This is a genomic window from Streptomyces sp. NPDC053427 (genome assembly GCF_044544985.1).
GTDB lineage: Bacteria > Actinomycetota > Actinomycetes > Streptomycetales > Streptomycetaceae > Streptomyces.
Window position 1 is genome coordinate 1 of sequence record NZ_JBITYA010000025.1, and the last position, 12,998, is coordinate 12,998.

A 12,998-nucleotide genomic window follows, 5' to 3' on the forward strand; every position below is an offset into this window, starting at 1 on the left:
ACCCACCCACGGGAGGGGACGGACCGTAGCGGCGGAGCCGTGTAGGGCCGGCACCGCTCCCGAACAACCCACGCCCGCCGCAGGCGCAACGGCGACAAACCACCACGGCGGGACAGCCGACAACGTACGGCGCAGGCAAAGCGCAGCGGAGGGGCCCGCCGCCAGGCGCAACGGCGAACAACCACCACGGCGGGACGGCCGACAACGTGGGGCCAAGCCAAGCGCAGCGACACGGCACAATCGGAGCCATGAACGTGACCACCTTCCGGCTCGCCCACGTTGCGCACGACCTGCCCGCCCTGGTCGCGCTCTACGACGGGGCGGCCCGCTGGATGCAGGACAACGACATCGATCAGTGGAAGCCGGGCGACAAGGACGAGGAGCATTTCCGGCACCGGATAGCGGAGCGGGAGCAGGGAGAGGTCTGGCTCGCGGAGGCGGCGGGGCGGGTCGTCGGCGCCTTCGAGCTGTGGTGGCAGGACGTACCCGCGTGGGGCGAACAGCCGCCGGTGGCGGGGTATGTGCACCGGCTGATGGTGGACCGCGCCCACGCCCCGGCCGGGACCGGGCGGGCGATGCTGGGCCAGGCCGAGTGGCGGATCGCCGGAGCGGGGCGGGAGTGGTCCCGGCTGGACTGTGTGGCGCGCAATCCGCGACTGCGCACGTATTACGAGGGTGCGGGCTACACCGTCGTCGGGGAGCAGCCGTTCAAGGAGGGCGCGGCCGGCAGCCGGTACGCCGTCACCCTCCTGGAGAAGCGGCTGGTCCCAGCGGACCACTAAGGCCGGGCGCGGAGCGCCTTGCGGTACTCCTCGACCGTTTCCCCCACCGATGCCATGCGGTCGCGCATGCCCTGGGACGTGCGACTTTTCACCAGGGTCCGCAGCACTTCGTCGGGCGAGAACGACGCCCCGAAATGCACCGGGACGTTGGCCTTGATCAACGGCCCGCTGGCGAACGGCGACGCCTCGTCGACGGGCTGGTACGTCCAGCGGCACGGCCAGAGCCGCAGCGCGGTCTCTCCGACGTACCTCACCGCGCCCTCGAAGAACGCGCCTTCGGCCGCGGCCTCCAGCGCGGCGGGGCCGTCGAAGCGGTCCAGCACCAGCCGTTCCAGCACCGCGAGCGAGTCCGGCGAATGGTCGAAGGGGAAGTCGTCGGGGAGATGGGCCGTCCGCCACCGCGCCAGTGCGGCGTCCATGGGGGCCAGCCACTCGTCGAGACCCCGGCGGGCCTCCTCGCTCGCATGCAGGCGGTCGTCCTCCAGGTACCACGCGAGCGTCTCGGGTTCCGCCGTGGGGAGCGCGTCACGCACCCGGTGGCCGAGGTCCACCGGCATCGGCAGGCCGAACTCCTCCAGGCTCTCGGCCTGTTCGGGCGTCAGCAGAAGCCACCAGGCGTCATAGGAGTCCTCGATGAGCTGGTAGAAGGTCCGGGGATCGTCGTTGCCGGGGACGAGGTCGCCGATGATGTCGAAGGCGGTGTTCCAGTCCATGTAGCTGCTGCTGTCCGAGGGGGCTTTCGTCTCGTACCACATCGACCGCCCATTGCGCCGGAAGTGCAGATACTCGGTTCCGTCCTCGACCGTCACCCGCTCGACCTCGTCGACCACCACCGAGCCACCCGTGCACGCCGCGATCTCGCACACCATCTCCTCGAGATCGACACCCATCTTTTCGGGCGTCTGAAAGCCGAGGCCCTCGCAGAAGTCGAGCAGGTCGGTCTGCTCCTCGGCGTCCTCGACCTCCTCGTCGGGGTCGATGCCGATGTCGGCCGCCGCCGCCAGGCCGACGGCGGTCTGTTCTTCCGTCGCTATGCCCAGCCGAACCAAGGTCTCCGCAAACCCCCGGAAGGTGCGTGGTATCTCGTCGCTCATGACGGCACCCTCGCACATTCCGGCCGCCGCGCGGCACGGAACGCCCACTAGCGTCCCGTCGCCCGGGTGAAGACGGCGACCGTACGCGCCGGAACGGTGAAGGTGCCCGAAGTGGCCTGGTACGAGGACGACTTGACGACCGGGTCGGAGCCGTGGGCCTGGACGGGGTGGAGGGTGTACGGGGTGTCCGCGGCGGAGGGGAGGTCCTGGGACCGGCGGTGCGGGGTGGCGTTGAAGATCACGACGAGGCGGCCGAGGCGCATGGTGAGGACGCCCGGGGTCTCGTCCGTGCCGGAGAGCGGGAAGGAGAGGGCGGACTGGACGTCGGCGGTGGTGGGCAGGGCGAACCCCGGTTCGGTGGCGTGGATACGGAGGAGGTCGCGGTAGGCGGCGGAGGTGGCGGCCCTCGTGGCGCAGTCGGGGCGCAGGGCCGGGTCGGCGAGGAGGGGCCGGGCGTAGGGCCACTTGTCCTTGTTGTCGGCGGCCGGGGGCAGGCCGCGCCCGAAGCCGTTGCCGGTGCCGCGGTCGGCGCCACCGGCGCAGTTCCAGTGGAGGGCGTTGAACCAGTCGCCGCTGTCGAAGGAGTTGCGGTCGAGGGACTTGGAGCGGAGCAGGTCGGTGCCCGCCTGGGAGAGGGCCGGGCCCTGGGAGAGGGCGGCGGTGGCCAGGGCGACGACCTGCATCCGGGCGCGGTCGGCGGCCGGGGTGCCGGGCGGGAGCTTGTAGGCAAGGGCGTCGTAGAGGGTTTCGTTGTCGTGGGCGTCGGCGTAGGCGAGGGCGTCGCCGGGGGCGGCCGCGTAGCCGGCGGGGGCGCCGTTGTAGTCGACCTCCGAGCCCTTGACCCGGCGGCCGGAGGTATCGGTGAACGTGTAGTCCGCCAGGTTGCCGGTCAGGCCGAGCTTGATGAGGTCCTGGTAGTGGAGGAGGCGGGCGCGCTGTGCGGCGGAATTCCCGTTGGCGGGTGAGGAGTTGGGGTCGGTGAAGAGGCCGGAGGCGAAGCCCTGGACCCGGGGGTCGGCGTCGAAGGGGCCGCCGCCGCGGACCGCGTCGCGGGCCCGGTCGCTGAAGGTGGCGATGCCGGTGCCGGCCATGTTGCGCTGGGTGGCCTGGACGAAGCGGGCGTCGTCGGCGGCCTCGCCGAAGTTCCAGCCCTCGCCGTAGAGGATGACCGTTTTGCCGTCCACGCCGTCGCGGGCCGGGGTCAGGGCGTCGAGGGCCTTGCGTACGGCCAGGATGTTGGCTTTGGGGTGGTGGCCCATGAGGTCGAAGCGGAAGCCGTCGATCTTGTACTGCCGGGCCCAGGTGACGACGGAATCGACGACGAGCTTGCCCATCATGGTGTGCTCGGGCGCGGTACCGGAGCAGCAGGTGGAGGTCGCGACGCTCCCGTCGTCCAGGAGCCGGTGGTAGTAGCCCGGCACGATCCGGTCGAGGACCGACTTCGGGTCCTGGCCACTCGCCGCGGTGTGGTTGTAGACGACGTCCATGACGGTGCGCAGGCCGGCCCCGTTCAGGCCCTGCACCATGCGTCGGAATTCCAGGGTGCGGCGCGGGCCGCTCCGCTGCGCTCCGCCTCTGCCCTGTGCCGAGCCCCCGGAAGCAGAGCCGGGGTCGGAGGCGTACGAGCCCTCGGGGACGGTGTAGTGGAGGGGGTCGTAGCCCCAGTTGTAGGCGTCGCGGGCGGCCGTCCTGCCGACGCACTCCTGTTGCCGGTCCGAGTCGGCGGGCAGGGAGGCGAGGTTGCAGTCGGGTCGCTGCTGGTCGGCGCGGCGTTCCGGGACGGTGGCGCCGTCGAAAGCCGGCAGCAGGTGGACGTAGGACGTTCCCGCCTGTGCAAGGGATTTCAGATGGCGCATGCCGTCCGAGTGGGCGTCGGTGAAGGCGAGGTACTGGCCGGGGTGGCGGCTGGTGCGGTCCTCGACGGAGAAGTCGCGGATGTGCAGTTCCTGAATGCGGGCCTTGCGCAAGGGGACGGCAAGGGGTTTCTTCAGCTGGGTCCAGCCCTTGGGCGCGAGTCGGGGGTCTGCGAGGTCCACCACAAGACTGCGGGCCGAGTCGGCGGTCAGCGCGACGGAGTAGGGATCGGTGACCTTGTTGGTGACCATCTTGCCGACGCTGGGCGCCCAGACGCGGACGACGTACCGGTACGGCTTGCCGGACCAGGCCCGCTCCCCGCGGGCGCGCCAGACGCCGGTGGTCTCGTCCCGACGCATCGGGACCGTACGGCCGTCCAGTTCGAGCGCCACGGTACGGGCGGTGGGCGCCCAGACGGAGAGGGTGGGGCGGTGGCGGCCGTCGAACGTCGGGCCCAGCTGGGCGTGTTGGGCCGCGCGTCCGTACAGATCGTCCAGTACACCGGGTATCTGGACGCCGGTGGTGGCGGGCCCGGCGCCCGATGAACGGTGCTGGGTGGCCATCAGTCGATTGCGCAAGGCGTTGCGGGCGAGGCCGCGGTCGCGCGGGTCGACGGTGAAGGCCGGAAAGTTCTTCAGGTGGGGGTAGGCGGCCCGTTCGGCGGGGGTGAGGGTGCCGGGCGCCAGGCGGATGCGGTGAGCCGGCGCTCCCGGATTCCCGTACTCCAGCTGCGCCGGGACGTGTTCGGCGCCCTTCCAGACGACGGTGTCACGGTCGATCCACTGGGCCTCGGCCTTGGCCGGGTCGGGCGGGGCCGCTTGCGCCTGCTGCTGAGGGGGCGTGACGAGCAGGGCCGCCGCGCCGAGGGCGAGGGCGGCGGCCAGGCGCCTGCGAGGCCGGTACCGGCGTTCCGTGGAGGACATGGGTCCTGGTTCTAGCCGCGTCGATCGATGACTGCAAGACCTTACGCAAGATATTGCAAGGGTGTTAAGTTCCCGGAGTAGCCGGTCCGGCCGGCCGGAGGCCCGCAACCCGGGCCCTACGCGCCCGGCCGGTCGGACCGGCCCTCAAGGAGCAGTTCGGCGACAACGACCCTTCCGGTCGACGGTCGCCCTTCCACCCGCCGGCAGGAAGCACGCCGGCCCGGCCGCGAACCGGGCGGGCACCCACGGAGGGAGGGCCGCCGATCCACCAGAGAACTTCGGACTCAAGAGGACCCGTCCGCCCGGACATGTTCGGAGCGGGCGGCCGCTCGCAGTCCGCCGACGGCGAGGGCGATCAGGAGAACAAAGGCAGCGAAGGCGGTGAACGTGCGCAGGTCGTTGAACAGTTCCCAGCGCCGCAGGATCGCCGCGTGATCGGCAGGGGCCGAGGTGAGCGCCCACTGCTTGATCCGTCCGTTGATCGGCACGTTGCCGAACCGGGTTATCAGGAAGGACGCGAAAGCCAGTAGACCTGCCGCACCGGCGAGCAGTCGGGCGCGGCCCGCTGTCAGGACGGCGAGCGTCAGGGAACTCAGGATCGACGCGCCCATCGCCGCCTGCATGGTGATGCCGTTCATCTTCATCAATTCGGCGTGGAATGACAGCCGCATTTCCAGCGGTACGGCGTTGAAAGTGGGGACGAGATTGGCCGCGCCGTAGCCGAATGCGCCGGCGAGGAGGCCGGTGCAGAGCAGGGCGAATCCATGGATGAGTCCGATGCGCATGTTCGTCGGCTCCGATGCGTTGACTTGGGGCGGATGAGTTGCCCGTAAGGTCGGCCCCGCTGGGCGCTGAGCCGGGAGCCGAGGCCGGCTTCAAGGGTGGCCGGGTATCCGCCGGAAGTCCAAGATCCGGCACTTCTGACATCCAGAACCATCCGTTCTGGACCCTCAGCAGCTGCGGTAATTCGCCACCGTGGCACCGGGCGCAAGGCGAAAGCCCTAAGGGCCTTCGATGATGGGGCTCAGGCCGTCCAGGAGCGCCTTGAGGCCGAGTTCGAAGAGCGCGTCGAGATGCAGGTCATAGCCGTCGTCAAAGGCTCCGACCACTTTGGCGAAGGTCGGGAAGCGGCCGGATTCCACCAAGGCCCGGAGGGCGGGGGCGCGGCCGGCCATCCACTGGTCCTCGGATTGGCCCGTGGTGGCCTCGGCGTGCGCCTCCCACTCCAGATGCACGGCCAGGCCCTGGACGTGGCTGTAGAGCAGTACGTGGATGTCGAACAGCGTGGTGGGGTCGAGGCCGTGCCCGTCGAGGGCGCCCAGCATCCATTCGCCGTGCACCATCAGCTGGGGTACGAGCAACGGGCGGGTGAGAGAGCCGAGTTGGGCCAGCCACGGGTGTCTGCGGTACAGCGACCACAGGGTTCGCGCACCCAGCTCGACGCGGGAGCGCCACCCTTCGGGGGGCTCGGCAGGGTAGGACTTCTCGCCGAATGCGGCATCGGCCATGAGCAGGACGAGGTCGTCCTTGCTGGGGACGTACCTGTAGGGCGACATGGCCGCGACGCCGAGCCGGGCCGCGACGCCGCGCATGGAGAGCGCCGGGAGTCCTTCGGCGTCGGCGATGTCGATGGCGGCGCGGACGATCCGGTCGAGGCTCAACTCGCCCTCCAGGACCGGGCCGGATGACGGTCGTCTGCGCGGCGCTGCCGCCGGAGCGGCGGCGGCCACGACCGTGCCGGTGCGGGGCCGGGTCTCGACGAGTCCCTCCCTGCGCAGGGCGGTCAGGGCCTTGGCGGCGGTGGCCAGCGCGACGCCCCATTCCCTGGCGACCTGGCGGGTCGAGGGGACCCCGTCCCCGGGCGCGAGCTCGCCGTCCGTGATGCGCCGGCGGATCTCGCCGACGATGCGCAGATAGGGCGGCTCACGGTGTGCCCCTGTGGGATCCGTCACGTCCTCTGCCCCTCCCCTTCTGTACTAGCACAGAGAGTAGCAGCGACGACGTGGCGCGAGGCCCAACTGTCCTAGGTCAGGCGGGTCATTCGGCCAGTTGAAGGGGCTGTGCGTACGACGTACGTTCGGGCCACATACAGCGCACGAAAAGGAGCCTTCCATGCAGACCGTTCTCATCTCCGGCGGCGGAATCGCCGGGCCGGTGCTCGCGTACTGGCTGCGCCGTCACGGCTTCGGGGCCACCGTCGTCGAACGTGCCCCGGGCCCGCGCCCCGGCGGCCAGGCCGTGGACATCCGTGGCGTCGCGCTCGACGTCGTCGAGCGGACGGGCCTGCTGGAGCGGGCGAGGAGCGTACGCACCCGGATGCGCGGCATGTCGATCCTGGACCCCGACGGCCAGGAGATCGAGCGCAACACCGAGGCCACCTTCAGCAGCGGCCGGCTCGACAGCGACGACATCGAGCTGCTGCGCGAGGACCTGGTGCGGATGGTCCACGAACACACCCGCGCAGACGTCGAGTACCTCTTCGGCAACAGCATCACCGCGCTCGACGAGCAGGAGAACGGGGTGCGCGTCGACTTCGCACACGGGCCGTCCCGCACCTTCGACCTCGTGATCGGGGCCGACGGACTGCACTCGGCCGTACGCCGTCTGGCCTTCGGGCCGGAGGAGCGCTTCGCACACCATCTGGACAGCTATCTGTCGGTGTTCAGCGCGGACAACTTCCTCGCCCTCGACGACTGGCAGCTGTGGCTGCGGGACGGCGACACGGGCTTCGGCATCATGCCCGTACGCGACAACACCGAGCTCAGGATCGCCTTCGGCTTCCTGTCCGGCCCCCTCGCCCACGACCCCGGCGCCCTTCGGCAGCTCGTCGCGGACAAGCTCGCCTCCCTGCGCTGGAACGGCAGGCGCCTGGCCGAGGCCGCCCTGGAGGCGCCCGACTTCTACTGTGACGCCATGGCCCAGATCCGCCTGGACAACTGGTCGCGGGGCAGGGTGACCCTGCTCGGGGACGCCGGCTACTGCCCCACCCCGCTCTCAGGGCAGGGCACCAGCCTGGCCCTCGTGGGCGCCTACGTACTGGCCGACTGCCTCGCCCAGGCACGGGGCGACCACAGCGCCGCGTACCGCAGCTATGAGCGCCGGATGCGCTCCTTCGTCACCCTCAACCAGGCTCTGGCCACCGAGAATCCCGGCGGACCGGCCTCCGAGGCATCCGTCGCGCACGCCAAGAACGCCCTCTCGCTGGACTGCCCGGCGGTCGCGTAGCGCATCCGCCCCGCGCCGGGTCTACGCGTGGAACCGGAAGTACCACGCCTGTCCCCGATCGCTGATGTCCAGGGGCCGGATGGCGGTGCGGGGTGGGAAGATCCGCAGCAGGCTCGTGTCCAGGGCCAGCTCCTGGCCGTCCACCGGGTCCCCGGGAACGACGAGGTGAAAGGTGGAGTCTTCCCCGTTCGGCAGGAGGGCCCATTCGCATGCCGTCGCATAGCCGCCCACCGGCTTGTTCGCCTCCGCGCCGCCGTCGTAGCCGAGGTACGTCCCGGAGCCGAGGTTGCGGATCGTGCAGGTGCCGTTGCCGGCGGCCTGCACCTCCCACTCCTGCTCGCCCGGGTTTCCGGTGGGGGGAAGGATCACCGCGGGCGTTCCCGGTGCGGAGTCCCCGTCCCGCAGGGTGAGCATCTGCTCGTTCGGGCGGGTGACCGTGTATCGGCCGTTCGGTACAGGTGCCAAGGCCGGCTCCGCTTCTGACGTGCGGTACCGGGGCACCGCGATTCCCTCTGACGGACGGGTTCGGTCCCCTTCCCTCCTCGCGCAACGCGACACATGTGGGGGCACGCCTTGGACCACTGGAGAGGAGCGGACGGCGCGCTCGGGGTCCGGGCGGGAACCTTGCGGGAGATGGGTGCCCCAGCGGCGCCCTGGAGTGCCGCCCTGGATGGGCCGCTCCTCCCGTCGTGCGGCTCCGGGAGGTCATGCACGGGCCGGTCCGGTCGAGCCCCGTACGACCAGCTCGGGCTGGAAGACGAACTCGGTGCGCTGTACGGGATTTGCCTGGATCTCCTCGATCAGCGCGCCCACCGCGGCGGTTGCCATCGCCTGCACCGGCTGGCGCACCGTGGTCAGCGGCGGGTCGGTGAAGGCGATGAGCTGCGAGTCGTCGAAGCCGACGACGGAGAGGTGGCCGGGGACGTCGAGGCCCCGTTGGCGGGCCGCGCGGACGGCGCCGAGCGCCATCAGGTCGCTGCCGCAGACGATGCCCGTACAGCCGTCGTCGAGCAGGGCGGCGGCGGCCGCGTGACCGCCCTCGACGCTGAAGAGGGTGTGGCGGATGTGGCGTTCGGCCTGCCCCCTCGACAGGCCGAACGACTCCTTCAGCGCCGCCGCGAAGCCCTCGGCCTTGCGGCGCGAGGGCACGTAGCGGGCGGGTCCTACGGCGAGGCCGATGCGTTCGTGGCCCAGCTCGACGAGATGGCGTACGGCCATACGGACCGCGGCGCCGTCGTCGGGCGAGACGAACGGCGCGTCGATGCGGTCGTTGTAGCCGTTGATCAGGACGTACGGGACTCCTCGCGAGGTCAGACGGGTGTAGCGGGACGGGTCGGCGGCGGTGTCGGCGTGCAGGCCGGAGAGGAAGACGATGCCGGTGACGTCGCGTTCCTCGAGCTGCTCGACGAGTTCGTCCTCCGTCGCGCCGCCGGGCATCTGGGTGCACAGGACCGGGGTGTAGCCGTGGCCCGCCAGGGACTGTTCGATGATCTGGGCGAAGGCCGGGAAGATCGGGTTGGTGAGTTCCGGGATGACGAGGCCGACCAGGCCCGCGCTGCGGCGTTTGAGCCGTACGGGGCGCTCGTAGCCCAGGACGTCGAGAGCGGCGAGCACGCGTTGCCGGGTGCCCGCCGCGACGCCTGCCTTGCCGTTCAGGACGCGGCTGGCGGTGGCCTCGCTGACCTGCGCCTGGGCGGCGATGTCGGACAGGCGGGGGGTGGGACGGGGTGCCGGCAGGGTCACTCCTCCCACCAGACGGTGGTGTCGGCCGCAACCACGTAGTCACCCGTGGTGTTCAAAAGGTGACGGGACGTGGAGAGGTGAGAGGGGGGAAGGGATGACAGGAGGACGCGGCCGGGTCGTTCGGTCAGCTTCACCGCCGCCCCGGTGGTGTTGGCCGTGCAGATGAGGCCGCCGGGCCGGCGGAAGGCCAGGACGCCGTCGGGGGCGTCGAGCCATTCGACCGTGTCGCCCGCGCCCAGGCCGGGGTGGGTGCGGCGGAGGCCGAGGGCGGCGCGGTAGAGCTCCAGGGTGGAGTCGGGATCACCGGCCTGTGACGCGACGGTCAGCGGAGCCCAGTCGGCGGGCTGCGGCAGCCAGGTGCCGGCGTCGCCGAAGCCGTAGGGGGGTGCCGTGCCGGACCAGGGGAGGGGGACGCGGCAGCCGTCGCGGAGACCGTCCTGGCCGTTGGCGCGGAAGAAGGAGGGGTCCTGGCGGACTTCGTCGGGGAGGTCGGTGACTTCGGGCAGGCCCAGTTCTTCGCCTTGGTAGACGTAGGCGGAGCCGGGGAGGGCGAGCATGAGGAGGGCGGCGGCGCGGGCGCGGTCGAGGCTGCCGCCGAGGCGGGTGCGGTGGCGTACGACGTCGTGGTTGGACAGGACCCAGGTGGCCGGTGCGCCGACGGGGCGCATCGCCTCCAGGGACGCGTCGATCACCGCCCGGAGCGAGGCCGCGTCCCAACCGGTGTTGAGGTAATGGAAGTTGAAGGCCTGGTGCAGCTCGTCGGGACGGAGGTAGAGGGCGGTGCGTTCGGCGCTGGGGGTCCAGGCCTCGGCGACGGCGATGCGGTCGCCGGCGTACTCGTCGAGGACCGCGCGCCAGGTGCGGTAGACGGCGTGGACGCCGTCCTGGTCGAAGAAGGGGAGGACCTGATTGCCGAGGAGTCTGAGCTGTTCGCCGTGGCCCATGTCGGGCAGGCCGGGGGCCTTGACCAGGCCGTGGGCGACATCGACCCGGAAGCCGTCCACGCCCAGGTCCAGCCAGAAGCGCAGGATGGAGCGGAACTCGTCCTGGACGGCGGGGTGGTCCCAGTTGAAGTCGGGCTGTTCGGGGGCGAAGAGGTGGAGGTACCACTCGCCGTCGGGCACGCGGGTCCAGGCGGGGCCGCCGAAAATGGACTCCCAGTCGTTGGGCGGCAGTTCGCCGTTCTGGCCGCGTCCCTTACGGAAGTGGAAGCGCTCGCGGGTGACCGATCCCGGACCTTCGGCCAGCGCGCGACGGAACCATTCGTGCTGGTCGGAGCAGTGGTTGGGGACGATGTCGACGATGATGCGCAGGCCGAGGTGATGGGCGTCGGCGATGACGGCCTCGGCGTCGGGCAGGGTGCCGAACATCGGGTCGATGGCCCGGTAGTCGGCGACGTCGTAGCCGCCGTCGGCCTGCGGGGAGGCGTAGAAGGGGCTGAGCCAGACGGCGTCCACCCCCAGATCGCGGAGGTAGGGCAGGCGGCTGCGGATGCCCGCCAGGTCGCCCATGCCGTCGCCGTTGCCGTCGGCGAAGCTGCGCGGATAGACCTGGTAGATCACCGCATCGCGCCACCAGTCGGTGGCAGGAGTGACGTTGTGCTGTTCGGTCATGTCATCCCTTGGTGGTGCCGGCGGTCAGACCGGCGACGAGGTGGCGCTGGGCGAAGGCGAAGACGAGCGCGGCCGGTACGGCGATGATCACGGCGGCGGCGGTCATCGAACCCCAGTCGTTGGTGTACTGGTTGACGAAGGTCTGCAGGCCGCCGGCGAGCGTCAGGTTCTCCTCGCCGGTCATGAAGGCGGAGGCGTAGGCGACCTCGGCCCAGGCGGTGACGAAGGTGTAGAAGCCGGTGACAGCCAGCCCCGGCCTGGCCAGCGGAAGGACCAGGCGCCAGAAGGTGCCGAAGGGGTTGAGGCCGTCGACCCGGCCGGACTCGTCGATCTCCACCGGGATGGTGTCGAAGAAGCCCTTCATCATCCAGGCGCAGAACGGGACCGCGATGGTGAGGTAGGTGATGACCAGGCCGGCGGGCTGGTTGAGCAGGCCCAGGGCCGCCATCAGGTTGTAGAGCGGCACGATCAGCACGGCGACCGGGAACATCTGGGTGATCAGCAGCAGCCACATCAGCGGGCGCATACCCGGGAAGCGGAAACGGCTGACGGCGTAGCCGGTGGTGGCGGCGATGAAGACGCCGAGGACGGTGGTCAGCCCGACGACGACGACGGAGTTCCGGAACCAGGCCAGGAATTCGGTGTCGGCCAGGACATGGGTGTAGTTGGCGAGGGTGGGGTGGGTGACGAGGCCGGTGGAGAAGGCGTCGTTCTTGGGCTTGAAGGACGTCACCAGCAGCCAGAACGGCGGGAAGACGGCCACGATCGCGGCGACGATCAGCGCCGCGTGCAGACCGACGGAGGCCGCCCGGCTGCGCTCGTTGCGCCGACGGGGCGCGGGCTTGCGGGTCATGGTCACCACACCTCTCCCTGCTTGCGCAGCGCCCGGCGGTAGACGGCCGCGACGATCGAGAGCAGTACGAGGATGAGGACGCCCCAGGCCGCGGACTCGGAGAAGTTGCGGGGGCTGTCGACGAAGGAGAGCCGGTAGGCGTAGGTCACCAGGATTTCGGTGGCGTCGCCGGGGCCGCCCCTGGTGAGCAGGAAGATCACCGGGAACATGTTGAAGGTCCAGATGGTGGAGAGCAGGACGACGGTGGCGCTGACCGCGCGCAGGCCGGGGACGGTGATGTGGCGGAAGCGCTGCCAGGGCCCCGCGCCGTCCATTTCGGCGGCCTCGTAGAGCTGGCCGGGGATGGACTGCAGGCCGCCGAGGAGCGTGACCAGCATGAACGGCACGCCCAGCCAGACATTGACGGCGATGACGGAGAGCTTCGCCCAGGTCGGGTCGTTGAGCCAGGGGATGGCGTCGATGCCGCCGCCGGAGAGCAGCTTGTTGAGGATGCCGCTCTTTTCGTTGTAGAGCATCCGCCAGGTGAAGACGGAGATGAACGCGGGGATGGCCCAGGGCAGGATCAGCGCGAGGCGGTAGAAGGTGCGGCCGCGCAGCGTCCGGTTGAGCATGTTGGCCAGCGTGAGGCCGAGCAGGAAGGTGAGGGAGACGCAGGCGACGGTCCACAGGACGGTCCAGCCGAGGCGGTCCCAGAAGACGCCGTCGGAGAGCACCGCCTTGTAGTTGTCCAGGCCGGTGAACTTGTAGGTGGCGGGGATGTGGTTGACGCCGATGTCACGCTGGACATTGGCCTCGTTGGCGTCGGTGAGGGAAAGGAAGACGCCGCGCACCAGCGGATAGCCGATGATCACCCCGATGACCAGTACCACGGGGGCGACCATCGTCCATGCGTACCAGTGGGTGCCGAGAGC

Annotated in this window: 11 protein-coding genes; 2 read left to right on the forward strand and 9 right to left on the reverse strand. The window is 70.5% G+C overall.

Annotated features, from left to right (window positions below):
• The first annotated feature begins 248 nt into the window (after window positions 1–248).
• On the forward strand, window positions 249–782 hold the full coding sequence (locus ACIGWZ_RS38980; RefSeq protein ID WP_400072716.1) for a GNAT family N-acetyltransferase: 534 nt from the start codon (window positions 249–251) through the stop codon (window positions 780–782).
• Here the strand turns inward: ACIGWZ_RS38980 and ACIGWZ_RS38985 are convergent.
• From ACIGWZ_RS38985 to ACIGWZ_RS39000, 4 genes are all read right to left on the reverse strand, one after another.
• Window positions 779–1,876, reverse strand: a complete 1,098-nt coding sequence (locus tag ACIGWZ_RS38985; RefSeq protein ID WP_400072718.1) for a hypothetical protein — start codon at window positions 1,874–1,876, stop codon at window positions 779–781. The two genes, ACIGWZ_RS38980 and ACIGWZ_RS38985, sit on opposite strands and share 4 nt — an antisense overlap.
• Before the next feature lie 47 nt (window positions 1,877–1,923).
• Window positions 1,924–4,653 (reverse strand): pullulanase-type alpha-1,6-glucosidase, encoded by a 2,730-nt coding sequence (gene pulA, locus ACIGWZ_RS38990; RefSeq protein ID WP_400072720.1) that lies wholly within the window; start codon window positions 4,651–4,653, stop codon window positions 1,924–1,926.
• A 284-nt stretch (window positions 4,654–4,937) separates the two neighbouring features.
• On the reverse strand, window positions 4,938–5,438 hold the full coding sequence (locus ACIGWZ_RS38995; RefSeq protein ID WP_400072721.1) for an anthrone oxygenase family protein: 501 nt from the start codon (window positions 5,436–5,438) through the stop codon (window positions 4,938–4,940).
• 216 nt (window positions 5,439–5,654) lie between these two features.
• Window positions 5,655–6,605, reverse strand: a complete 951-nt coding sequence (locus ACIGWZ_RS39000; RefSeq protein ID WP_400072724.1) for a TetR/AcrR family transcriptional regulator C-terminal domain-containing protein — start codon at window positions 6,603–6,605, stop codon at window positions 5,655–5,657.
• A gap of 160 nt (window positions 6,606–6,765) precedes the next feature.
• On the opposite strand from ACIGWZ_RS39000, the gene ACIGWZ_RS39005 reads away from it, so the two are divergent.
• A complete protein-coding gene (locus ACIGWZ_RS39005; protein ID WP_400072726.1) occupies window positions 6,766–7,878 on the forward strand; it encodes an FAD-dependent monooxygenase in 1,113 nt (370 codons plus the stop codon).
• A gap of 21 nt (window positions 7,879–7,899) precedes the next feature.
• Here the strand turns inward: ACIGWZ_RS39005 and ACIGWZ_RS39010 are convergent, their stop codons facing one another.
• The 5 genes from ACIGWZ_RS39010 to ACIGWZ_RS39030 form a co-directional block, all read right to left on the reverse strand.
• A complete protein-coding gene (locus tag ACIGWZ_RS39010) occupies window positions 7,900–8,343 on the reverse strand; it encodes an RICIN domain-containing protein (RefSeq protein ID WP_400072728.1) in 444 nt (147 codons plus the stop codon).
• A gap of 240 nt (window positions 8,344–8,583) precedes the next feature.
• Entirely contained in the window at window positions 8,584–9,621 is a 1,038-nt protein-coding gene (locus tag ACIGWZ_RS39015) for a LacI family DNA-binding transcriptional regulator (protein ID WP_400072730.1), read from the reverse strand.
• Window positions 9,618–11,234, reverse strand: a complete 1,617-nt coding sequence (locus tag ACIGWZ_RS39020; RefSeq protein WP_400072733.1) for an alpha-amylase family glycosyl hydrolase — start codon at window positions 11,232–11,234, stop codon at window positions 9,618–9,620. Before ACIGWZ_RS39020 ends, ACIGWZ_RS39015 begins: the two co-directional genes overlap by 4 nt.
• Window position 11,235: 1 nt before the next feature.
• On the reverse strand, window positions 11,236–12,087 hold the full coding sequence (locus ACIGWZ_RS39025; RefSeq protein ID WP_400072735.1) for a sugar ABC transporter permease: 852 nt from the start codon (window positions 12,085–12,087) through the stop codon (window positions 11,236–11,238).
• Between the two features lie 2 nt (window positions 12,088–12,089).
• The gene (locus tag ACIGWZ_RS39030; protein WP_400072763.1) at window positions 12,090–12,968 is read right to left on the reverse strand and encodes a carbohydrate ABC transporter permease; all 879 of its coding nucleotides are present in this window, start codon (window positions 12,966–12,968) and stop codon (window positions 12,090–12,092) included.
• Window positions 12,969–12,998: the final 30 nt, after the last annotated feature.